Here is a 21,654-nt window from a genome sequence, read left to right as displayed (position 1 = left end):
TGCACATGCAGCAAACAAATCTTCGCCTGCCCCGAACCGCATCCACCTACGTCAAGCCGACTGGCCATTTGCACGCAGGCAATCATAAAGGTGTACCAGAGGCCGGAATTACGCTTTCTTGCCGGGGTACGTGGCGGATGATGCGGGGCAATGACGCCGGGCTGGCTTGTCAGGCCGACCAAATGACGACTCGCACCGTTCGAGTACGAACGGTGCGAGTCGCTGGGACACAACTACTTACGCGTCGAGGTCTTGCTCCACGAGGCCGGCGACAGTGGCGAGAGCGTCGGCGTCGTCGGATTCGACGGTGACCGATGCTCCGTTGCCGGCGCCGAGGGTCATGATCATCAGGGCGGATCCGGCGTCCACCGGCTCGCCGCCGTCGACCGAAAGAGTCACGGGTACACCGGCGTTGACGACGGCTTCGGCGATGACGGCGGCGGGCCGAGCGTGCAGGCCGATGGCGGAGCCGACGATGACGGTCTTGCTGGGCATTGATTCTTCTCCTTAGGTGGTGGCCAGCGCCGGGGCATCCGACGTGGTGACGGTGGGTTTGGCGAATTGCTTGGCCGCGATGACGGCCAGGGCACTGACGACGGCGCCGGCAGCGAGCGCGATCAGGAACCACAACAGGTTTCCGATCGCGAAGAACACGAAGATGCCGCCGTGCGGGGCCTTCGAGGTGACGTCGAACGCCATGATGAGGCCACCGGTGACCGCACCACCGAGCATCATCGACGGGATGACCCGGAACGGGTCGGCTGCGGCGAACGGGATGGCACCCTCGGAGATGAACGAGAGCCCCAACAGCCAGGCGGCGCGGCCATTTTCACGCTCCGGCTCACTGAACAGCCCGGGCCGCAGCGTGGTTGCCAGTGCCATGGCCAACGGCGGCACCATGCCGGCAGCCATCACGGCGGCCATGATCCGCAGCGATGAAGGGTCGGCGACGTTGAGCCCGGCGGTGGCGAACGCGTAGGCGGCCTTGTTGACCGGCCCACCGAGGTCGAAGCACATCATCAGACCGAGGATGACACCGAGCAGGACCACCGAGCTGCCGGAGAGTCCACCGAGCCAGTGCGTCAGGCCCGAGGTGATGGCGGCCAGCGGCCGGCCGAGCAGCATGAACATCAGCAGGCCGACGATGAGCGACGCGCCGAGCGGAATCACCACGACCGGCATCAGCCCGCGGAACCACTTCGGCACCTTGAAGGAGCTGATCCACAGCGCGGCGAACCCGGCGATCAGACCGCCCACGATACCGCCGATGAATCCGCCGCCGACGAAGACCGCCACGGCTCCTGCCGTGAAACCCGGTGCGATACCGGGCCGGTCGGCGATCGCAAAGGAGATGTAGCCGGCCAGCGCGGGCACCAGGAACCCGAAGGCCAGCCCGCCGAGACTGAACAGCACCGCCCCTAGGTACTGGGTGAAGCCGCCGCTGGGCAGGTTGGTCAGCGTGTTGGTGGTGGCGATGATGTGAGCCAGCGAATCCGTCTGCCCGGCAGGCTTGTTGGCGATCTCGTATCCGCCGAACAGGAAGCCGAGCGCGATCAGCAGACCACCGGCGGCGACGAACGGGATCATGTAGCTCACGCCGGTGAGCAGGATCTGCCGCAGCCGGGTGCCCCAGCCCACCCCTCCGGCGGTCGACGGCGTGGCCGCCGCGGTGACATCACCGGCGACCCGTGCAGCATTGGGATCGCCTGCCGCACTGACGGCTTCGGCGATCATCTTGCCCGGTTCGTTGATGGCGCGTTTCACACCGGATGCGATGACGGGCTTACCGGCGAAGCGCTGCTTGTCCTTGACCCCGACGTCGGTGGCGAAGATGACGGCGTCGGCTTCGGCGATGGTCGAAGCGGCCAACGGTGTGCTGCCAGACGAACCCTGGGTCTCCACAGTGAAGTTCACGCCGGCCTCCTGGGCCGCGAACTTCAGCGCGTCGGCCGCCATGTAGGTATGGGCGATTCCCGTTGGGCAGGCGGTGATTGCGACGATGGACACGGTCTTCGGCGCGGCCGTCGGAGTCGCTGACGCCGGAGCGGCGGCTGCGGCAGGAGCAGGTGCGGCGGCGGGCGCCGGGTTCACCACACCGTCGACGAGCGTCACGATGTCCTCGGCGGATGCGGCGCTGCGCAGCGACGCCACAAATTCCTTGCGCACCAACGCCCGGGCCAGGCTGGACAGCAGTTTCATATGTTCGGCACCACCGGATTCCGGCGCTGCGATGAGGAATGCGAGATCGGCCGGGCCGTCGGGCGCACCGAAGTCGACCCCGGGGGACAGCCGGGCGAACCCGATGGTGGGCGTGTCGACGTACGGCGACCGGCAGTGCGGGATGGCGATGCCCCCGGGCAGTCCGGTCGCGGACTGCGCCTCGCGGGCTAGTGCCGCACCGATCAGTCCTTCGGTGTCGGAGGTACGGCCCGCCGTGGCGAGTGCACCCGCCAGGCGACCGATGACGGCTTCCTTGTCGCCGTCGACGGCCACGTCGAGCAGGACGAGATCTGGGGTGATGATCGATTGGGTCATAGCGGCACCTTCATGGCGTGGATACGGATGGGTTCGAGATCGAGTTGGGCAGGGGTGGGCAGGGCAGATCCGGGCAGGGCGGCGGCGGCGCTGCCGTAACCGACTGCCATGCGCAGCCGTTGCGGCGGCTCGGCACCGTCCACTGTGGCGCGCAGATAACCGGCCAGAGAGGCGTCGCCGGCGCCGACGGTGCTGCGCGGGGTGATGGGAGGGGGCGAGGCGTGCCAGGCGCCGACCCGGTTGACGAGTATGGCGCCCGCCGCGCCCAGCGTGGCCAGTACTGCGCCGACGCCGCGGTCGATCAGTTGCGTGGCCGCTGCCACGATCGGCGCTTGATCACCCTGGGCGGCAGCGTGTTCCAGTTCTTCGGCGGAGCCGCCGACCAGGTCGGCCAGTTCCTCGGCATTGGGTTTGATCAGGTCGGGTGCGGCGACGTCGAATGCCGCGGCCAGCGCCGCCAGCGGGGCTTCGGAGGTGTCGATCGCCACCAGGCAGTCGAGCGGTGCGAGCTGCGCTGCGACGCGGGCATACCAATCGACAGGTGCTCCGGGGGGCAGCGATCCCGACAGCACGACCCACGATGCCGACTGGGCCTGCTGCACCACGCAGTCGGTGAGGGCGCGCAGCGACGCCTCGTCGAGTGGTGCCCCGCGCTCGTTGAGTTTGGTTGTGGTGCCGTCAGTTTCGGTGATGGCAAGGTTGGTGCGGACCGGCTCGTCGATCGGCACCGCGGTGAACGGAACTCCGCGGGTGCGCAGTGCACCCAGCAGCGGATCGTCATCGGCGGCGGGCAGGACGGCCAACACGTCGACGTCGGCCAGGATGAGGGCGCGGGCGACGTTGATCCCTTTGCCACCCGGTTCGACCGTGACGGTGTCGACACGCTGCACCGCGCCGCGGGTCAGCGGGTTGGCCAGTGTGACGGTGCGGTCGAGGCTCGGATTGGGGGTCACGGTGACGATCATGCAATCACAACTTCGACGCCGTGCGAGGTCAGTTCGGCGCGGTCGGCCGGAGCGATATCACCGTCGGTGATCAGGGTGTCGACCTTCTCGATCGGGGCGAAGCTGACGAAATTCTCCCGGCCCACCTTCGATGAGTCCGAGGTCACCACAACGTAATTGGCGGCCGCGACCATGGCGCGTTTGACTGCCGCCTCATCGGAGTCCGGGGTGGACAGGCCGTGCCGCGCGGTGATGCCGTTGGTGCCCATGAATGCGACGTCCACCCGCAGCGTGCTGAGCACGGACAGGGCCTGCTCCCCGACGGCGGCCTGAGTCAGGCCGCGTACCCGTCCACCGAGCAGTTGCAGCGTGACCGTCGGGATGACGGCCAGTCGGGCCGCGATGGGCACCGAGTTGGTCACCACGGTCAATTCCCGGTCGGTGGGCAATTGGGCGGCGAGGCGCGCCGTGGTGGTCCCGGCGTCCAGCAGCACTGTGGCGCCACTGAGGGGCAGGAAGTCCAGGGCTGAGGCAGCAATCGCATCCTTTTGCTCCGCACGGGTGGTATCGCGCTCGCCGACTCCGGATTCGACCAGGTGAAGCGTACGGGCGGGGACGGCGCCGCCGTGGACACGGCGCAACAGGCCGGCCTTGTCGAGCACGGCCAGGTCGCGGCGCACGGTTTCGGTGGTGACGTCGTAAGTCTGTGCGAGTTCCGCAACAGAGGCCCGGCCTCTGCTCATCACCAGCGTGGCGATGGCCTGCTGGCGTTCTTCGGCGTACATGACCCTCCCGTTTGTGTGGGTTAGATCGTAATTAGATGTTGACCTATGTTGTTTTACGCTTATTCGTGTTGACTTGTCAACGGTTTCTTGTAATGTGTCTCACATGAGTACTTCATCTCCCGTTACTTCACACGTCGTCCTACGCGGTGTCCCCGTGGTGGGCGGGGTGCAATGTGGGCCCGTGATCCGTCCGGGCAGGCTGCCCGTCATCGACGCGCCGGCAGGTGACGTCGATGAGCCCCAGCGGCCGGCGGAAGCCGCGCGCTTCACCGCCGCTGCGACAGCCGTCGCCAACCGCCTGCGCGACCGGGCGGCGCACGCCACCGGAGCTGCCGCGGAGGTGCTGGCCGCCACCGCGACACTGGCGCAGGACCGGGCCTGGCTGGGCGCTGCCGAGAAGCGCATCGCCGGCGGCGCGCCCGCAGTGCGCGCGGTCGACGGGGCCGTCGACCAGTTCGTGGCGCTGTTCACCCAGCTGGGGGGATTGATGGCCGAGCGAGTCACCGACCTGCGGGACATCCGCGATCGTGTCGTCGCCGAACTGTCCGGTCTGCCGGAACCGGGAGTGCCGCTGCCGGACGTGCCGTCGATCTTGTGCGCCGAGGACCTTGCGCCAGCCGACACCGCGGGCCTGGATCCCTCGCTGGTGATCGGGCTGGCGACCACGCTGGGCGGCCCTACCAGCCACACTGCGATCATTGCCCGCCAGCTGGGCATTCCGTGTGTCGTGGCGGTCGGTGGGCTCGATGATGTCGCCATCGGTACGTCGGTGCTGCTGGACGGTACGTCGGGCACTCTCACCATCGATCCGGACCCGCTCGAGGCGGCGAGCGCGGTGACCGCTGCTGAACACGCGGCCGAGCAGGCGCGGCGGTGGACCGGCCCGGGTGCGACCGCCGACGGTCACGTCGTCGCCGTCCTTGCGAACGTGCAGGACGGCGCCGCGGCCCGCGCTGCCAGTCAGACCCCGGCCGAAGGTATCGGTCTGTTTCGCACTGAGCTGTGTTTTCTGAACCGCGACACCGAGCCCACGGTCGACGAGCAGGCCAAGATCTACGGCGAGGTGCTCGACGCGTTCGTCGGCCACAAGGTGGTGATCCGCACGCTCGATGCCGGTTCGGACAAGCCGCTGAAGTTCGCCGGACATCCCGATGAGGCCAACCCGGCACTCGGAGTGCGCGGCATCCGGATCGCCGAGGGAAATCCAGGGTTGCTCCACCGCCAGCTCGAGGCCATTGCCGCCGCGGGCGTTGCGTCGGGTAACCAGCCGTGGGTCATGGCGCCCATGATCTCGACCGCGGCTGAAGCGGAAAGCTTTGCCGCCGCTGCTCGTGCTTACGGTTTGACGCCGGGCGTGATGATCGAAGTGCCCGCCGCGGCGCTGCTGGCCGACAAGATCCTCGATCACGTCGACTTCCTGTCGATCGGCACCAATGACCTGACGCAGTACACGATGGCCGCCGACCGGATGTCTGCTGATCTGGCCACGCTGACCGACCCCTGGCAACCCGCGGTACTCGCGCTGGTGGCGATGGCGGTGCGGGCCGGTGCGGCGGTCGGAAAGCCGGTGGGTGTGTGCGGCGAGGCGGCTGCCGACCCGCTGTTGGCCTGTGTGCTGGTGGGCCTCGGTGTCACGTCCCTGTCGGCGGCCGCGGCGGCGGTCGCTGCGGTCGGCGCGAAGCTCGCGCAGGTCAGCCTCGAGCAATGCCGCGCGGCCGCCGACGCGGTGTTGGGGACTGCGACGGCCGCCGAGGCGCGGGCTGCCGCGCTGGCCCTCCTCTCCTGACGTTGAGGGGCGGCGAGGGGCAAAGCATCCGCGCGGAATAATCGGACCGCAGTCCGGTTATAGGGGTATCAGCTCAGATACCCCAGGAGGTACAGATGCCAGCCATCACCGCCGACACCCTGACTCTGCCGCGCATCGCGGCACCCAAGGCGTCGGACACCGAACGCCCCGTTCGGTCCATCACCACCGGCCCGCGCGGCTACGAGGGCGAAGGATTCCCCGTCGTGCGCGCATTTGCCGGGGTCAGCGCCGCCGACCTCGACCCGTTCGTCCACATGGATCAGATGGGTGAGGTGGAGTACCAGCCGGGCGAGCCCCGTGGCACCGACTGGCACCCGCACCGCGGCTTCGAAACCGTCACGTACATGATCGACGGCCGGTTCGCCCACCAGGATTCCCACGGAGGCGGCGGCTTGATCACCGATGGCGCCACCCAGTGGATGACGGCCGGGGCCGGCATCCTGCACATCGAGACCCCACCGGCCGAACTCGTCGAGAGCGGCGGAACATTCCACGGCATCCAGCTGTGGGTGAACCTGCCCCGCAAGGACAAGTTCGCGACGCCGAGATACCAGGCCATCGAGGGCGATGAGGCCAGGCTGTTGGCATCGCAGGACGGCGGCTCGCTGGTGCGCATCATCGCCGGCGACATCGAAAGTGAAACCGGGCCCGCACGCGGTCCTGGTACTACACACACGCCGATCACCATGGCCCACGCCACGATCGAACCCGGCGCGCAGCTCAACCTGCCGTGGAACCGCGAGTTCAACGCACTGGTCTACGTCCTGAGCGGGCGCGGCAGCGTAGGCCCGGTCGCACACCCCATCCACCAGGGTCAGCTGGCCGTGTTCGGGCCCGGTGACCGCATTACGGTGACGGCCGAAGGCACCCAGGATTCGAACCGGCCAGCGCTGGAGATCCTGCTGCTGGGCGGTCGGCCGATCCGGGAGCCGGTCTTCCACTACGGTCCGTTCGTGATGAACTCCAAGGCGGAGTTGATCCAGGCCCTGGAGGACTATCAGTCCGGCAGGTTCGGCCAGATCCCGCCGAACGCACTGATGCCGCATCGGCCGTTCAACTGACGCGGCTACCGCATCGTCTCGGCGGGCTGTGGATACAGCAGTTCCAGCTCGCCGAGGTTGGCGGCCACCGTCACCAGCGGCAGCGCGGCCGACACCGCCAGATCGTCACCGGTGGACTCGGAGCGCAGGCACCGCACGAGACTGTCGCTGATTGGCGGCAGAGAGCGGGTGTCGCCGCCGACCAGTCGCGCACAGATCGCCTGTGCGTGCAGCTCCAGCACATCTCGTGTCTGCTGGTAGGCGCCGTGTGGCGGCGGTACGACGTCGGTGATCAGCTCCGCGGCAGCCCGTACCCGAATCGCCCGGTTGGCCGCCTTCACCACCGGGGCGCGCAGGTCAGAAGGCCCGCCGTTTTCTGAAAGATAGTGGCGCACCGAGTCATCCAATATCCGGGTCGCCTGCAGCGCGTCGTAGCTGAGCGCGATCACCCGATCGTTCGCCTCCTCGGACGCACCCCGGGTCGCCCGCAGCACCGCGGCGCGCAGGAACTTCGCCCCGACCGTCCGGGCGTTGTTGATCGCCTTGGCCACCGACGCGGAAGCGCCCCGCGGCCACAACAGCAGCGAAACCACGATGCCGACCGACGCGCCGACCACCACGTCCTCGACCCGCACCAGGCCCACCCGCCAACCGGTCGGCACGATCAGGTTGAAGTTGATCAGCACCATCATGGTGAAGGCGGCCTGGCCGGCCGTGAACGACACCACCCCCGGCACATACGCCGAACCGAACGCCACCACCGGCAGCAGCAGCCACAGCACCACCGGATCCACGCCGACCAGCTTGATCACGATCGCACCGAGCACGAAACCCACCGCCGTACCGGCCACTGCCCGCAACACCCGCGTCCCGGTGGCCAGCGCGCTGCTGCGCAGCACGGACATGGCGCCGAGCACCACCCAGAATCCGTGCTGGACCGGAAACACGTGCGTGACCGTGACGGCGACCGCCAGGCCGATTCCGGTACGCAGACTGTTGCGCAGCACCACCGCCCGCGTGGCCAGAAATCCTCTGGCGATCGCCGCGACCGCGACGGTCTCCGGCATCACCCAGTCCGCGGCGCCGGTCTTCGGCAGCCGCAGTCCCAGCACCCGGGCCCATACGGGCCGCGCGTCGGCCAGCGCGGCGTTGCCGATGACGCGCCCGGTCACCGCGATGGTGGCCGAGGTGGTGCGCCGCTTGAGCAGCGTGCGGCCGACTTCGACGGCGGTCTCGTCGTCGGGCGCGTCGAGCACTGCGATGACGTCCTCACGGTAGGTGCCTTGTGCCACCGTCCGCTGCTCGGCGAGTGCCGTATGTAGGTCCGCGCCATGAGCTGCCCGCTTGCCGACGTCGTGGATGCTCAGCACCGCCGCACTGTCGCGAAGCACCCGCACCGCCGTAGCGCGCATCGGACCCAGCAGGTCCCCGGTGTCGCCGGTGACTTGGTCGGTCAGCCAGCCCAGATCGTCGACCACCCGCACCAGGGCGCGGCTGCCTGCGGTGAGCGCCACCGGCCGGTAGTCGGCGCCGAGAAAATTCGCGTACAGGGCATTCATCGCCCGGGTGACGTCGCGGCCCGACGCGGTGCCCTCCAGTCGGTCGGCGAGCAGCTGGCACACCTTGGCCGCATTGCGGCGCAATTCATCGTGATGACGTGGCGGGAACAGGAACAAGGCCGCGGGCACACAGACCACCAGGGCGATGAGCCAGCCCAGTAATCGGTCGGGAATCGGGCCGACCGGTGTACATACTGGCAGCACGAACATCAGCAGGGTGGCGCGCTGGCCGGCCGCGACGATCTCGCTGAGCACCCCGGAGAACGACACCACCACGCCCACGATGAACATCGCCGCGACGCTCAACCACGGGTGCGGCGCCAGCAGCGTGCCCAATGTGATCAGCACGGCGCCGTTGAACGCGAGGCCGCAGTAGGCCAGGGCGCGGGCGGCCCGGTTGCCGGGGAAGTCGGCGGTGATCAGCAGCGAGACGGCGCCGAAGATGCTGAAGAGCGGGGTCTGCGAACCGGGCCCGACGATGAAGCCGATGGCCGCCGCGATGGGCAGCACAATGGCCGCTCGTGCTGCGCGGCGCAGTGCGTCGTGTTCGGGGTCGCGGTCATGGATCCGATCTACTGCCCGGTGCCAGAGCTCGCCCGGGTTCAGCATGACTGCCGATGCTAGCCGGGTGATTGATCTTGGGCGCCGCAGCACGGCTCTCGGGAGACGCCGCCGGCCAGCCAGGACATCATCGTTTCTCGGTCGGGCAATTCCCCACCTGATGTTTGCTGGGCAGGTCTGAGGCGGCGTCGCGGCGGCGGCCGTTGCGGCCAGCGCCCGGTGTGTTGTGGCACACTTTGTCATGTGGCGCATACCGCGAGCCGGGGGCCGGGACGTCCCCCCGCAGCTAAGGCTGCAGAGACCCGTGAGCGCATCTTGCGTGCTGCTCGTGAGGTGTTCAGCGAACTCGGATACGACGCTGCCACTTTCCAGGCGATAGCGATCCGGGCCGATCTGACCCGTCCGGCGATCAATCATTACTTCGGCAGCAAGAGCGTGCTGTACCGCGAAGTGGTTGAGCAGACAAATACATCGGTGATTGCCGCGGGCATTGCCAGAGCAAACGAGTCCTCGAGGCTGCTCGGCCGGTTGTCGGCCTTTTTCTCCGCCGCGATGGACGCCGATTCGGCCGACCGGTCGACAGCGGCGTTCCTGGTCACCTCGGTGTTGGAGGCCCAGCGGCACCCCGATCTGATCTCTGAAGAACACGATGCGTTGAAGGGTTCGAGAGCGTTCGTGTCGTGGGCGGTCAACGACGCCGTCGAATGTGGCGAACTGAGCGCCGACACCGACATCCCGGCGATCGTGGAGATGTTGATCGCGGTGATGTGGGGCATGGGTTTCTACGCCGGCTATGTCGGTAACGCTGATGAACTCGCAGTCGTCGTCGACAAGTTCGAACTGCTGATGGCCAACAAGCTCTGGCGGCTGCGCGACTGACATGTGAGCTGAGCCACGGCAGCCCGTAGCCTGCCTAACTTGCTGAGTAGCATCGGTCAGATGAGCTCACTGCGTAGTCACGACGACACCTGGGACATCGCCACCAGCGTCGGTGCCACGGCCGTCATGGTGGCCGCGGCCCGCGCCGTGGAAACCGAGCGCGAGGATCCGCTGATCACCGACCCGTACGCCCGCGTACTGGTCACAGGAGCCGGCACCGGCATCTGGGAAACTTTGTTGGATAAGGATTTTGCCGCCAAGATCGAGTCGGTCGATACTGAGGCCGCAGCGATCTTCGAGCACATGGGCAACTACCAGGCGGTGCGTACCCACTTCTTCGACGCGTACTTCGCCGACGCTGTGCGGGCCGGTATCCGTCAGGTCGTCATCCTGGCCTCTGGCCTGGATTCGCGGGCGTATCGGTTGGAGTGGCCCGCGGGCACGACGGTGTACGAGATCGACCAGCCCAAGGTGCTGGAGTATAAGACGGTCACCCTGGCCGACCATGGTGCACAGCCGTCGGCCGAGCGGCATGAGGTGGCCATGGACCTTCGTTTCGACTGGCCGAAGGCGTTGCGGGAGGCTGGTTTCGACGCGGCCAAGCCCACGGCTTGGCTGGCCGAGGGCTTGCTGATGTATCTGCCCGCCGACGCCCAGGACCGCCTCTTCGAGCAGATCACCGAACTGTCGGCGCCGGGCAGCCGGATCGCGGCCGAGACCGCGGGACGTACGGCCGAGGAGCGGCGCGAGGAGATGCGGCAACGGTTCGCACGGTTCGCGGCCCAGTTCAACCTGGGCCAGGCCCTCGATATCCAGAACCTGATCTACGACGATCCGGACCGGGCCGATGTCACCAAGTGGCTCAACGAGCATGGCTGGCGGGCGCACGGCCTGCATTCGCTGGCCGAGATGCGCCGGCTGAACCGGTCCGTCGAATTGGAGCATCCGCTCGACGATGACGCGTTCTCGACGTTCGTGACGGGCGAACGCTCGTAGCAGCAGCGCAACAAAAAGCGGGGCGCCGGATATTCTCCGGTGCCCCGCTTTCTATGTCGTCAGCGGCTCTGGTGGGCGGAGGTGTCGACCTGCGGCACGCTCACGTGCGGACCGATCTGGTCCAGCCAGCTGTGGTGGTCCACCCCTGCTGAAGCCGGCCCGGCCAGCCCCAGAACGGCTGCGGCCAGTCCGCTTGCGATGACTGCGGTGAATCCGAACTTCTTCATTCTTTCGCCTCTTCCTTTTTTGTTTTCCTGACCCGTTCAACCGAAAGCGATACGCGGTGATTTCGGCTCGCACGGCTTTGGCAGCAATTGATCGGCGGTTGGCAGAATCGACCGAGTGCTTTGCGGACCCGGCTCAGCGGAGCTGAGTTGACCGCCGTATACAGGGGAGGGACCGATACGCGAAGCCCCCTTTGTGAAAGAGAGGACCCTCATGCCGGGTGTGCAAGACCGTGTTGTCGTCGTCACCGGAGCCGGTGGTGGTCTGGGACGTGAATACGCCCTGACGATGGCGCGCGAAGGTGCCAGCGTCGTCGTCAACGACCTCGGAGGCGCCCGCGACGGTACCGGTGCCGGACACAGCATGGCCGACCAGGTGGTCAGCGAGATCAAAGAGGCCGGCGGTCGTGCCGTCGCCAACTACGACAGCGTGGCCGAGCCCGAGGGCGCAGAGAACATCGTCAAAACCGCGATCGACGAGTTCGGCAAGGTCGACGGCGTCATCAGCAACGCCGGCATCCTGCGCGACGGCACCTTTCACAAAATGACTTATCAGAACTGGGACGCTGTGCTCAAGGTGCACCTGTACGGCGGCTACAACGTCATCCGCGCGGCATGGCCGCACTTCCGCGAGCAGAGCTTCGGCCGCGTCGTCGTCGCCACCTCCACCAGCGGCCTGTTCGGCAATTTCGGCCAGGCCAACTACGGCGCCGCCAAGCTCGGCCTGGTCGGCTTGATCAACACGCTGGCCCTGGAAGGCGCCAAGTACAACATCAAGACCAACGCCGTCGCGCCGATCGCCGCCACCCGGATGACGCAGGACATCCTGCCACCCGAGGTGTTCGAGAAGCTCACCCCGGAGTACGTCGCCCCGGTGGTGGCGTACCTGATGACCGAGGAACTGGCCGACACCGACTCGATCTTCATCGTCGGCGGCGGCAAAATACAGCGGGCAGCACTCTTCCAGAACGACGGCACAACCTTCACCCAGGTGCCGTCGGTCGATGACATTGCCGCCAAGTGGGACAAGATCACCGACCTGTCCAAGGCGCAGCAGGCCAGCTTCAAGCTCTGAAGTGGCCTCAGCCGAGCGAGTTCGGCACGTAGCGTGGAGTTGTGGACACCGTATCGAGTGGGGCATTGCGCAGGGCACTGGATCTTCTCATCGATCCGCCGGCCGAACCCGACATCAGCAAGGGGTATCTCGATCTGCTCGGCGCGGCCGGCGGCGACACCCCGAAGAACTCCGGGGCGATCCAGAAGTTGTGGGCGTCGCCGAGGGGCTCGATGCTCTACGACCGCGCCCAGGTGCTGGCTCGCAAACTGTTGACGGCGTGGCAGGAGCCGACCGAATGGCTGAGCATCCCGCCCGGCGGAACCGCTTTGGACGTCGGTAGCGGCCCCGGGAACATCACTGCGGCACTGGCACGCGCTGCCGGTTCCGACGGGCTGGCCGTCGGCGTCGACATCTCCGAGGCCATGCTGGCTCGCGCGGTGAAAGCCGAGGCCGGACCTCAGGTGGGGTTCGTGCGGGCCGACGCGCAACGGCTGCCGTTCCGCGACGAGTGTTTCGACGCGGTGACCTCCATCGCCGTCGTCCAGCTGATCCCCGATGCCGAAGCCGCGTTATCCGAGATGGTGCGCGTGCTGCGGCCGAGCCGCCGCATAGCCGTCATGGTGCCCACCGCCGGACGAGGCCCCGTGCGCCTGCTGTCGAAGGGCGGCGCGCGGTTCTTCGGTCAGGACGAGATCGGCGACCGGTTCGAGCAGCTCGGTCTGATCCGGGTACGCACCAAGAGCATCGGCTCCATTCAGTGGGTGCGCGGCCAGAAGCCGTGAGCACTGTTGGAGTCATTTTTGTCGCGTTGGCCATCGCCGTCGGCCTCATCGGCATCGTGGTGCCGATCCTGCCGGGCGGCCTGCTCGTGTTCGCCGCGATCGCGGTGTGGGCAATCGTCGAGCACACCGCCGTCTCGTGGGTCACCCTTGGCGTCGTCGCGGCATTGTTCATCGCCACCGAGGTGGTCAAGTACCTGTGGCCGGTGCGCCGCATGCGGGCCGCCGACGTCCGCACCTGGAGTCTGGTGGCCGGCGGCGTGCTGGGCGTCATCGGGTTCTTCGTCATCCCGGTGCTGGGTCTGCTGCTCGGTTTCGTCATCGGGGTGTACCTGGCGGAGTTGTCGTTGCGGCGGGACCGCCGCCGGGCCTGGGCGTCGACTGTGCACGCGGTCAAGGGCGTGGCCCTGTCGGTCGGGGTGGAGCTGATCGGTGCGCTGCTGGCTACTATCGCGTGGGTGACGGGATTGGTGCTCAGCAGTTGACTTCTCCGCAATGGATTCTCGACGCGTCCGACGGTGAGTTGCTCCTGCACACGGGCGTCACCGGAACTGCGGCCCGCATGGGTCACCGGTTGACCATCGCGATGAGGTCGTGGCAGGCGACGGTGGACTGGCACGGGGACGACCCGTCGGCGGTCGAGGTGACGATCGATCTCGATTCCCTGGACGTGCTGACGGGCGAGGGCGGTGTGACGCCGCTGTCCGGAGCCGAGAAGAAGCTGGTGCGGGCCAATGCACTGAAAGCGTTGCAGGCCAACAGGTTTTCTAGGGCGATATTCCGCTCGTCCTCGATCGAAAAGGTCGCTGACGCGTTGCGGCTCGTCGGAACCCTGGAGATCGGCGGCCGCCGCAGCGAACAGACCGTCGATGTCCACGTGGTGCGCGACGGTTCGGATTGGCGCATCTCGGGTGAGGCGGTTGTGCGACATACCGGCTGCGGCATCAAACAGTATTCGATGTTGATGGGCGCGATGAAGGTGGCCGACGAGGTGCGGGTGACGTTGAAGGCGACCCACGGTTAGCCTGCTGTCGCATTAGTAACAGAATCCAGGGCAGTGTCAGTGTGCCCGACTGTTTGCGACAAAGTCGCTCAATTCGACTCGTAGACACCATCATTCACTTCTGTTGCCGAGGGGCGAGTCACTTGAGGCACTCCAGCATCGTCGGCCCCGGCGGCATCGAAAATGGGTGTGCCCGACTATTTGCGACAAAGTCGCTCGGTGGTGGACAAGTGGATGTCTTTGGGCAGCAACGGCATTCGCGGTCGCGGCACGATCCTGGCGGGTTCCGCATACGTAGGCGAGGAGTTAGTGCAAGAACCGCGGCGGCGCCGTCTGTGGCGGTGGTAGCGGTCTTCTGCGAGCGACAAAGTCGCCGATAGTCGGGCATGCCTGTTGCCTCATGTCAATATGCCCGCGGGGGGATTCGTTGCCTCAATTGGACAATGCCCGGCGGTGATCGTTGCCTCAATTGGTGGTGTCCGGGTTCAGGCGTTGGGGGTGGAAATATTCGTTGCCTCAGCCACCGGTGCCCGCCCCAGGCGGGCGATCGGTCGGGGACCGGCTTTGCTGGTGGTCACCGTGAGCAGCTCAGCGCACAACGCTTGAATGTGACGTTGCAGGGCGGCGGGATTGAGCCCGGCGTAGATCTCGGCCAGGTGTTTGACCTCCTCGGCGGTGACCACCGCATGGGCCTGGGCCCGACGGTACGGGGTGGCGGCCTTGTGATACCTCTTGGTCACCTTGGAACCCCGACGGACCTTCGACTTGAGTTTCTGCTGCGGGGAGAAATAGTTGCCCAACAACGACTGCAATACCCAGATCTTGTTGAGTAACACCACCTCTGCGGCCGTGTCGTAGCGGTGATAGCCCACCAGGACCCGCACCGTGGTCCAGTTCTTCTGCTCGACGTGACAACCATCGTTCTTGTTGCCCACCCGCGACCGAGTGAAGGTGATATGCCGCGTTCGGCACCACTCCAACAGGGTGAAGTTGATGAACTCCGACCCATTGTCCGAATCCACCCCCCGGATCGGGAACGGCATCCCCGCCGCGATCTCACTCAACGCGACCATCACCCGTTTCTCGCCTTTGCCCAACACGCTGCGGGTCTCGGTCCAACCGGTGGCGATGTCGGTGACCGTCAACGTGTAGGCATGCACCCCGGTGACCACCCCACCGTCATGGCTGACCAGGTCGATCTCGACGAACCCCGGCACCGCATCGTCCCACGCCGCCCAAGTGCGCACCGGGATCTGACTCTTGAGCAACGTGCCCGGTTTCGTCCGGCAACGACCCTTAAGCTGGTGTTTCTTCCGTTCCGGAGCCAGTCGACGATCAATGGTGGCCGCCGACATCCCCGCCAACAACCCTGCCGTGGCATCGTCGATGACCAACTCCCCGCACCGGCGCAGTACCACCACCAACTCACCCAAGACCTCCGCCAACCGCTTACCGGCCGGCATCCCCACCACCTTCCAGCACAACACCAGGGCCTCAATGACTTCCGGGCCATAGGTCGGGGGCCGGGGCCGCCGCGCCCGCACCACCCGCGGCCGCAGCGCACCCCGCAACGCCTTGCGGGCATGATCGCGATGCCAGCCCGTCGTGGCACACAACTCATCGAGAATCCGGGACTTCTCGTCCCGACTCGCCTGCACATACCGCACCGCGATCGCCCTGGTCACCGCCGTGCGCTCCGTCAACGTCAACCCCATCCCCCGGCGCTAACCCACCCCCACCCCACCACCGCAACGACACGCCGCAACCGGGCACTGTCACATGAGGCAACGAATCAACGAAACGGACATTTTTGATGAGTCAACGCGGCATGTGACAGCTGATGGCTGAACATGCTGAAGTGATATAAGTGTCAATTGAGGTTATTGCCAGTGGGGCTGATGATATCTAGACGGTCGGGTGTGGCGATTTGAGCGACAAAGTCGCGAACAGCCGGGCCGAACGACCAAGTGTTCGGCTCGGTGACCAGTGTGACAGTTGATCATCGTGACGACAGCGGCGAAGCCGGTGAACTAGCCGAGGAGCGTCGCCCGTAGGCCGACGAGGTCCGTCTCGGTCACCCCAGCGGCCTGCAGGAAGCCGACCTCCGAACCATAGCGGTCCTCCAGCGTGCGCCAAGCTGCGTCGAGGTACTCCTCGCGCACCCCTAGCACCTCGTCGGTCAACCGGGCTTCGGCGAAGGACAACATCTCGGAGCGCTCCGCAGACCGGACCCGCACCGACTCCAGGATGTGCTCACGCAGCGCTCCTATGGCATCGTTGCTGCGGAGGAAGTCGGCCATCACGGCGTCTCTCGGCACGCCGACGGCATTGAGCACGGTCGCCACGGTGAACCCGGTGCGGTCTTTGCCGGCGAAGCAGTGGGCGAGCACCGGCCGTCCCGCGGCCAGCAACGAGATCACTTGTCGCACTGCGATATGCGCGCCGGGCAGCGTCGGGAACTCCTGGTACACCTCGACCATGTACCGCTTGGCGGCGTCCACCATATTCTCAATGCCCGGTGATTCGGACATCACCCGCTGGAACGTCGACTCGTGTGGTGCGTCCTGATCGGAGTCGTCCTGGAAGTGGAACGGCAGCATGTGTATCTCGACGCCGTCGGGAACCAGGCCCGGGCCCCAGCGTTGCACCTCGCGGTGCGAGCGCAGGTCAGCGACGTCGGTGATGGCGAGATCGACGAACCGGTCGCGCCCCGCGTCGGAGAGCGCGCTCAGCTCACTGGACCGGTAAAGCCGCCCCGGCCGAATCCCGGTGGACTCCGCGACATCCCGGAAGTTCCACGCCCCCGACAGTTCCCCTAGCCCGACGGTCACTGTGCCGTCACCGCCGTATTCGATTGGCGGCACGCCGCCGTTGCCAGCGGAGACTTCTGGCGACCGAGTTCCGCGCGCGCGATGGTGCGCATATGCACCTCGTCGGGCCCGTCGAACAACCGCATCGCACGGTGCCAGCCATACAGCCGCGCCAACGGGAAATCGTCGCTGATCCCGGCCGCGCCGTGTACCTGGATAGCTCGGTCGATGACCGTGCACGCCACCTGCGGGGCCACCGACTTGATCTGGGACACCAGCACATGTGCGGCCTTGTTGCCCTGCTGGTCGATGGTCCACGCAGCCTTCTCGCACAGCAGCCGGGCTTGGTCGATCTCGTTGCGGGACTTGGCAATCGACTCGCGCACCACACCCTGATCGGCTAACGGCTTACCGAACGCGACACGCTTCTGCGCCCGGTCGACCATCAGCGCCAACGCTCGCTCGGCAGCCCCGAGCGCGCGCATGCAGTGGTGGATGCGGCCCGGACCCAGCCGGGCCTGAGCGATGGCGAACCCGCTGCCCTCCGCGTGCAGCAAGTTCTCGGCCGGCACCCGCACGTTGTCGAACACGATCTCGCTGTGCCCGTGCTGGTCCTGCCAACCGAACACCGGCAAGGAACGACGGACGGTAACCCCCGCCGTATCGATCGGCACCAGGATCATCGACTGCTGAGCGTGCGAGGCTGCGTCGGGGTTGGTGCGGCCCATGACGATCAGGATCTTGCAGCGTGGGTCGGCGGCCCCGCTGATCCACCACTTGTGGCCGTTGATCACGTAGTCGGCCCCGTCGCGCAGCATCGTGGTCTCGATGTTGCGGGCATCGGAGGAGGCCACGGCGGGTTCTGTCATCGCGAACGCGCTGCGGATGGCACCGGCCAGCAGCGGCTCGAGCCACTGCTTGCGCTGCGCCTCGGTGGCAAACAGGTGCAGGGTCTCCATGTTGCCGGTATCGGGGGCCTGACAGTTGATCGCCTCGGGGGCGATCTCCGGGCTCCAGCCCGAGATCTCGGCGAGCGGCGCGTACTCCAGGTTGGTCAGCCCCGACTCCGAGGGCAGGAACAGATTCCACAGCCCGGCGGCCTTCGCCTTGGCCTTGAGCTCCTCGATCACCGGCGGCACCGTGTGGTCTTTCGGACCTTTCTCTTCTCGATAGGCGTCGTAGGACGCCTCTGCCGGGAAGACATGCTCGGTCATGAAGTCGGTGAGCCGCTTGTGGTGATCAGTCGCCTTGGCCGACATCGCGAAGTCCATGCAAGCCACGATATGACACATGGTTAGACAGGTAGAAAGGTGACATGACCGGACCTCGCCCCCCGTTCCCGCCGTTCACTCAGGAGACGGCTGCTCAGAAAGTCCAAGCCGCCGAAGACGCCTGGAATACCCGCGATCCGCAACGCGTCAGCCTGGCCTACACGCCGGATTCCCACTGGCGCAACCGTGCCGAACACATCGTCGGCCGGGAGCAGATCGTGGCGTTCCTGACCCGCAAATGGGAGCGCGAGCTGGACTACGTGCTGCGCAAGAGCCTGTGGGGCTTCCGGGAGAACCGGATGGCGGTGCGGTTCCAGTACGAATGGCACGACGCCGACGGGCAGTGGTACCGCAGCTACGGCAACGAGCTGTGGCAGTTCACCGATGACGGGCTGATGGCGCGGCGTGAAGCCAGCATCAACGACGTTCTCATCGACGAATCGCAGCGGCGCTACTTCGGTCCGCGTCCGGAGTCGGAATACGGCCGCGATATCGAACTCTGGTAGTTGAGCGGCCCGCCGCTGTGGTGTTTGAGCGGCCCGCCGCTGTGGTGTTTGAGCGTGCACGCCAGCAACCCCGCTACCACCGCCAGGGCGATGACCAGCGCCGCCACGGCAGGCCAGCCGACCGCATCAAACGCAACGCCGCCGAACCAGCCCACCGCACTGGACCCGCCGTAGTAGAAGAGGTTGTACAGCGAGGAGGCCTGCGCCTTGCCCTCGGGAGCTGCGGCGGTGCCGACCCAACCTGAAACTACGGCGTGCGCCCCGAAGAACCCTGCGGTAGCGATCACCAGGCCCGCCAGCACCGCCGCGAGGTTGTCGCTCAGCGTGATGGCGACGCCGACGACCATCGTCGCGATCGAGGCGAGCAGTACTGTCCGCCTGCCGAACCGAGTGGCTTCGGCCCCGGCCCGCGCCGACGCCCAGGTGCCCGCCAGGTAGGCCAGGAACACCAGGCTTACCGCGGTCTGGGGCAGATGGAACGGCGCAGCCATCAGCCGGAAGCCCAGGAAGTTGTAGATCGCGATGAACCCGCCCATCAGCAGGAAACCCTGGGCGTACAGCACCAGCTGACGCGGTGAGCGCAGGTTGGCCCACAGCCGCGGGCCCAGCTCGCGGTGGCTGCGGGCGGGGGTGAATCCCTGCGCCGGCGGGGCCAGTTTGGCGAACGCAAACGCAGCCAGTCCGCACAGCACGGCCACCGTCAGCACGCCGATGCGCCAGCCGAAGTGTTCGGCGACGGGCCCTGTTACCAGTCGGCCGGACAGCCCGCCGATCGTCGTGCCTGCGACGTAGGTGCCTGCAGCCCGGGCCGCATGTCCGGCGTTGATCTCCTCGGTCAGGTACGCGACCGCGATTGCCGGCACTCCGGCCACCGCCAACCCCTCCAGAAAACGGCCGGTCAGCAGCAGGTGGAAAGTCGGTGACAGCGGCACCAGTAGCCCGAGAACCGCGGCAGCCGTGACGGATATCGTCATCGCCTGGACGCGGCCGATGCGGTCTGCCAGCGCCGCCCACGGGATCACTCCGACCGCCAGACCGATGGTCGCCGTCGAGATGGCCAGAGCGGTGCCGGCAGCGCCGGTACCCAGGTCGCGCGCGATCAGGGGCAGCACGGCCTGTGGGGAATACAGTTGCGCGAAGGTCGCGACTCCGGCGCAGAACAACGCGGCGAGCAACCGCCGGTAGTCGGCGGAGCCGCGCGTGTGCCCTTGCCAGTCAACGGAGATCACAGGAGCAGCAGTCACCCCGTCGACGTTAGGCAGCTACATCCGATGTGTCCAATGCATAGATTTAGTGCTCTTCATGCGATTCACGTATGACGAACTGAGCGAACCTCTCGGCAGCGGGCGGCAACGGACGGTCCGCGGACCAGGCCAGACCCAGATGGCGCTTGGCCGAGGTCTGCGACAACGGGATGTAGACGGCCCCCGGCTCGGCCCGCTCGGGCCGCGGAACCGGCACCACCGCGACACCGAAACCGGCTGCAACCAAACCCTCCATGGTCGGGATCTCCATGGCCTCGAACACCACCTGCGGCTCGATCCCGGCCTCCGCGCACAATTCATCGGTGAGCTGACGCAGCCCGAACCCGGGTGCCAGCGCGACGAACGGCTCGGCGCCGGCGTCGGCCAGGCGGATCCGGGTCCGCCCGGCGAGCCGGTGTCCGCGCGGCACAGCCAGGCACAACCGTTCCAGGTACAGCCCGCGCCACCGGTATCCCTCCGGGCGGGGCGAGGTGATGGCCAGGTCCACCCGGCCCCCGGCGAGCGCTTCGACGATCTCGTGGGCGGCACCCTGGATCAGGCCGAACTGCACGCGCGGAGCCTCGGCGCGGAACCGGCGCAGCAGATCCGGAACGAACCAGCTGGCCTGTGAGTGCAGGAATGCCAGCCGGACGGTTCCGGTGTCGGGATCGTGCAGGGCGGCAATTCGCTCAGTGGCAGAACGCATTTCGGCCAAACTCCGGCGCGCATGCTCGAGCAGGATCTCACCGTAGGCGTTGAGCCGTAGCCGGCGCCCGACCCGGTCGAACAACGGTGTGCCCACCTCGTCCTCCAACCGGGCCAGCGCGCGCGACAGCGTGGGCTGGCTGATGTGCAGCTCGGCCGCGGCGTCGGTGACGTGCTCGGTCTCGGCGAGCACGACGAACCAGTGCAGCTCGTCCAGGTGCATGTGGTGATTGTCCCGGGTCCGTTCCAGCGGCAGAACCAAGGGGTTTTCCGGCCCGGTGAAGAGCGACGCTGTGGGATGCTGTGCCCCATGGTCGACAAGGTGCGGGTGGTAGTGGGCGATGACCATCCGATGTTCCGCGAAGGTGTAGTGCGGGCATTGACCTCCAGTGGTGAGATCGACGTCGTCGCCGAGGCCGACAACGGCGCGGACGCACTGGAGCTCATCAAGACCCATCGCCCCCAGGTGGCTCTGCTGGACTACCGCATGCCGCAACTCGACGGCGCGCAAGTGGCGGCCGCGGTCAGTCGCGACGAACTTGGGACCCGGGTGTTGTTGATCTCGGCGCATGACGAGTCAGCCATCGTGTACACGGCCCTGCAGCAGGGCGCGGCGGGGTTCTTGTCCAAGGAGTCGACCCGCAGCGAGCTGGTCAACGCGGTGTTGTCCTGTGCGAAGGGTCGCGACGTGATCGACCCGAACCTGGCCGCCGGGCTGGCCGGCGAAATCCGGCGGCGCAACGATCCCGACACCCCGGTGCTCAGCCCGCGTGAGCGCGAGGTGCTCGATCTCATCGCCAAGGGACGCAGCATTCCGGCCATGGCCAAGGAGCTCTACCTCGCGCCGTCGACGGTCAAGACGCATGTGCAGCGGCTCTACGAGAAGCTCGGGGTCGGTGACCGTGCCGCCGCGGTCGCCGAGGCGATGCGGCGCAAGCTGCTGGACTGA

Annotated in this window: 21 protein-coding genes; 10 read left to right on the top strand and 11 right to left on the bottom strand. The window is 66.9% G+C overall.

From position 1 onward, the window contains the following. Positions 1-237: 237 nt before the first annotated feature. From B133_RS0117495 to B133_RS0117480, 4 genes are read right to left on the bottom strand one after another with little or no spacing between them, the layout of a single operon-like run. Positions 238-495, bottom strand: a complete 258-nt coding sequence (locus B133_RS0117495) for an HPr family phosphocarrier protein (protein WP_018602872.1) — start codon at positions 493-495, stop codon at positions 238-240. 12 nt (positions 496-507) lie between these two features. Next, positions 508-2,535, bottom strand: a complete 2,028-nt coding sequence (locus B133_RS0117490) for a fructose-specific PTS transporter subunit EIIC (RefSeq protein WP_018602870.1) — start codon at positions 2,533-2,535, stop codon at positions 508-510. Then, positions 2,532-3,500, bottom strand: coding sequence for a 1-phosphofructokinase family hexose kinase (locus tag B133_RS0117485; RefSeq protein WP_018602868.1), 969 nt, complete (start codon positions 3,498-3,500; stop codon positions 2,532-2,534). Before B133_RS0117485 ends, B133_RS0117490 begins: the two co-directional genes overlap by 4 nt. Then, positions 3,497-4,264 (bottom strand): DeoR/GlpR family DNA-binding transcription regulator, encoded by a 768-nt coding sequence (locus B133_RS0117480; RefSeq protein WP_018602866.1) that lies wholly within the window; start codon positions 4,262-4,264, stop codon positions 3,497-3,499. The genes B133_RS0117485 and B133_RS0117480 overlap by 4 nt, the downstream gene beginning before the upstream one ends. Positions 4,265-4,367: 103 nt before the next feature. On the opposite strand from B133_RS0117480, the gene B133_RS0117475 reads away from it, so the two are divergent. Next, positions 4,368-6,050, top strand: a complete 1,683-nt coding sequence (locus tag B133_RS0117475; RefSeq protein WP_051088064.1) for a putative PEP-binding protein — start codon at positions 4,368-4,370, stop codon at positions 6,048-6,050. A gap of 95 nt (positions 6,051-6,145) precedes the next feature. Next, a complete protein-coding gene (locus B133_RS0117470) occupies positions 6,146-7,132 on the top strand; it encodes a pirin family protein (protein ID WP_018602863.1) in 987 nt (328 codons plus the stop codon). 5 nt (positions 7,133-7,137) lie between these two features. Here the strand turns inward: B133_RS0117470 and B133_RS0117465 are convergent, their stop codons facing one another. Further along, positions 7,138-9,279: an FUSC family protein gene (locus B133_RS0117465; RefSeq protein WP_018602861.1), complete on the bottom strand. Its 2,142-nt coding sequence runs from the start codon at positions 9,277-9,279 to the stop codon at positions 7,138-7,140. 195 nt (positions 9,280-9,474) lie between these two features. Between B133_RS0117465 and B133_RS0117460 the strand changes: the two genes are divergently transcribed. Together B133_RS0117460 and B133_RS0117455 are read left to right on the top strand one after the other, a co-directional pair. Further along, positions 9,475-10,110, top strand: a complete 636-nt coding sequence (locus B133_RS0117460; RefSeq protein WP_026256559.1) for a TetR/AcrR family transcriptional regulator — start codon at positions 9,475-9,477, stop codon at positions 10,108-10,110. Between the two features lie 60 nt (positions 10,111-10,170). Further along, positions 10,171-11,106 carry a class I SAM-dependent methyltransferase gene (locus B133_RS0117455; RefSeq protein ID WP_018602857.1) on the top strand — a complete coding sequence of 312 codons (936 nt, stop codon included), beginning with the start codon at positions 10,171-10,173 and terminating at the stop codon, positions 11,104-11,106. 59 nt (positions 11,107-11,165) lie between these two features. Here B133_RS0117455 and B133_RS24120 read toward each other — a convergent pair whose 3' ends face one another. Beyond that, positions 11,166-11,333 carry a hypothetical protein gene (locus B133_RS24120; protein ID WP_018602855.1) on the bottom strand — a complete coding sequence of 56 codons (168 nt, stop codon included), beginning with the start codon at positions 11,331-11,333 and terminating at the stop codon, positions 11,166-11,168. A 211-nt stretch (positions 11,334-11,544) separates the two neighbouring features. Here B133_RS24120 and B133_RS0117445 point away from each other — a divergent pair, with 211 nt between their 5' ends. The 4 genes from B133_RS0117445 to B133_RS0117430 are packed head-to-tail and all read left to right on the top strand — an operon-like array spanning position 11,545 to position 14,190. Next, positions 11,545-12,405 (top strand): SDR family oxidoreductase, encoded by an 861-nt coding sequence (locus B133_RS0117445; RefSeq protein WP_018602852.1) that lies wholly within the window; start codon positions 11,545-11,547, stop codon positions 12,403-12,405. A gap of 41 nt (positions 12,406-12,446) precedes the next feature. Next, positions 12,447-13,169, top strand: coding sequence for a methyltransferase domain-containing protein (locus B133_RS0117440; RefSeq protein WP_018602851.1), 723 nt, complete (start codon positions 12,447-12,449; stop codon positions 13,167-13,169). Beyond that, on the top strand, positions 13,166-13,651 hold the full coding sequence (locus B133_RS0117435; RefSeq protein WP_026256558.1) for a DUF456 domain-containing protein: 486 nt from the start codon (positions 13,166-13,168) through the stop codon (positions 13,649-13,651). Before B133_RS0117440 ends, B133_RS0117435 begins: the two co-directional genes overlap by 4 nt. After that, positions 13,621-14,190 (top strand): YceI family protein, encoded by a 570-nt coding sequence (locus tag B133_RS0117430; protein ID WP_018602849.1) that lies wholly within the window; start codon positions 13,621-13,623, stop codon positions 14,188-14,190. The genes B133_RS0117435 and B133_RS0117430 overlap by 31 nt, the downstream gene beginning before the upstream one ends. A gap of 464 nt (positions 14,191-14,654) precedes the next feature. On the opposite strand, the gene B133_RS0117425 is transcribed toward B133_RS0117430, so the two are convergent. The 3 genes from B133_RS0117425 to B133_RS22965 form a co-directional block, all read right to left on the bottom strand. Then, on the bottom strand, positions 14,655-15,884 hold the full coding sequence (locus B133_RS0117425; RefSeq protein ID WP_018602038.1) for a DDE-type integrase/transposase/recombinase: 1,230 nt from the start codon (positions 15,882-15,884) through the stop codon (positions 14,655-14,657). Between the two features lie 315 nt (positions 15,885-16,199). Next, complete coding sequence (locus tag B133_RS0117420; protein WP_018602847.1) at positions 16,200-17,000, bottom strand: tyrosine-protein phosphatase; 801 nt, start codon at positions 16,998-17,000, stop codon at positions 16,200-16,202. Beyond that, positions 16,997-18,238 carry an acyl-CoA dehydrogenase family protein gene (locus tag B133_RS22965; protein WP_198291085.1) on the bottom strand — a complete coding sequence of 414 codons (1,242 nt, stop codon included), beginning with the start codon at positions 18,236-18,238 and terminating at the stop codon, positions 16,997-16,999. Before B133_RS22965 ends, B133_RS0117420 begins: the two co-directional genes overlap by 4 nt. Positions 18,239-18,294: 56 nt before the next feature. Between B133_RS22965 and B133_RS0117410 the strand changes: the two genes are divergently transcribed. Then, a complete protein-coding gene (locus tag B133_RS0117410) occupies positions 18,295-18,756 on the top strand; it encodes a nuclear transport factor 2 family protein (RefSeq protein WP_018602845.1) in 462 nt (153 codons plus the stop codon). On the opposite strand, the gene B133_RS0117405 is transcribed toward B133_RS0117410, so the two are convergent. Together B133_RS0117405 and B133_RS0117400 are read right to left on the bottom strand one after the other, a co-directional pair. Then, on the bottom strand, positions 18,702-19,985 hold the full coding sequence (locus B133_RS0117405; protein ID WP_018602844.1) for an MFS transporter: 1,284 nt from the start codon (positions 19,983-19,985) through the stop codon (positions 18,702-18,704). The genes B133_RS0117410 and B133_RS0117405 overlap by 55 nt on opposite strands. Before the next feature lie 61 nt (positions 19,986-20,046). Beyond that, entirely contained in the window at positions 20,047-20,928 is an 882-nt protein-coding gene (locus tag B133_RS0117400; RefSeq protein WP_026256556.1) for a LysR family transcriptional regulator, read from the bottom strand. Positions 20,929-21,003: 75 nt separating this feature from the next. On the opposite strand from B133_RS0117400, the gene B133_RS0117395 reads away from it, so the two are divergent. Beyond that, a complete protein-coding gene (locus B133_RS0117395; protein WP_036418696.1) occupies positions 21,004-21,654 on the top strand; it encodes a response regulator transcription factor in 651 nt (216 codons plus the stop codon).

Origin of the sequence: Mycobacterium sp. 155 (genome assembly GCF_000373905.1) — a bacterium.
In the GTDB taxonomy this organism is placed as follows: Bacteria; Actinomycetota; Actinomycetes; order Mycobacteriales; family Mycobacteriaceae; genus Mycobacterium.
The sequence above is the reverse complement of the archived record's forward strand: the minus strand, read 5'-3'. Positions and strand labels throughout refer to the sequence as shown.

Excerpts from the sequence above, each read along its gene's own strand:
- B133_RS0117400 (WP_026256556.1), bottom strand. The coding sequence starts at position 20,928 with ATGCACCTGGACGAGCTGCACTGGTTCGTCGTGCTCGCCGAGACCGAG.
- B133_RS0117470 (WP_018602863.1), top strand. The coding sequence starts at position 6,146 with ATGCCAGCCATCACCGCCGACACCCTGACTCTGCCGCGCATCGCGGCA.
- B133_RS0117490 (WP_018602870.1), bottom strand. The coding sequence starts at position 2,535 with ATGACCCAATCGATCATCACCCCAGATCTCGTCCTGCTCGACGTGGCC.
- B133_RS0117475 (WP_051088064.1), top strand. The coding sequence starts at position 4,368 with ATGAGTACTTCATCTCCCGTTACTTCACACGTCGTCCTACGCGGTGTC.
- B133_RS0117395 (WP_036418696.1), top strand. The coding sequence starts at position 21,004 with ATGCTGTGCCCCATGGTCGACAAGGTGCGGGTGGTAGTGGGCGATGAC.
- B133_RS0117410 (WP_018602845.1), top strand. The coding sequence starts at position 18,295 with ATGACCGGACCTCGCCCCCCGTTCCCGCCGTTCACTCAGGAGACGGCT.
- B133_RS24120 (WP_018602855.1), bottom strand. The coding sequence starts at position 11,333 with ATGAAGAAGTTCGGATTCACCGCAGTCATCGCAAGCGGACTGGCCGCA.
- B133_RS22965 (WP_198291085.1), bottom strand. The coding sequence starts at position 18,238 with ATGTCGGCCAAGGCGACTGATCACCACAAGCGGCTCACCGACTTCATG.
- B133_RS0117465 (WP_018602861.1), bottom strand. The coding sequence starts at position 9,279 with ATGCTGAACCCGGGCGAGCTCTGGCACCGGGCAGTAGATCGGATCCAT.
- B133_RS0117495 (WP_018602872.1), bottom strand. The coding sequence starts at position 495 with ATGCCCAGCAAGACCGTCATCGTCGGCTCCGCCATCGGCCTGCACGCT.
- B133_RS0117445 (WP_018602852.1), top strand. The coding sequence starts at position 11,545 with ATGCCGGGTGTGCAAGACCGTGTTGTCGTCGTCACCGGAGCCGGTGGT.
- B133_RS0117455 (WP_018602857.1), top strand. The coding sequence starts at position 10,171 with ATGAGCTCACTGCGTAGTCACGACGACACCTGGGACATCGCCACCAGC.
- B133_RS0117480 (WP_018602866.1), bottom strand. The coding sequence starts at position 4,264 with ATGTACGCCGAAGAACGCCAGCAGGCCATCGCCACGCTGGTGATGAGC.
- B133_RS0117485 (WP_018602868.1), bottom strand. The coding sequence starts at position 3,500 with ATGATCGTCACCGTGACCCCCAATCCGAGCCTCGACCGCACCGTCACA.
- B133_RS0117425 (WP_018602038.1), bottom strand. The coding sequence starts at position 15,884 with ATGGGGTTGACGTTGACGGAGCGCACGGCGGTGACCAGGGCGATCGCG.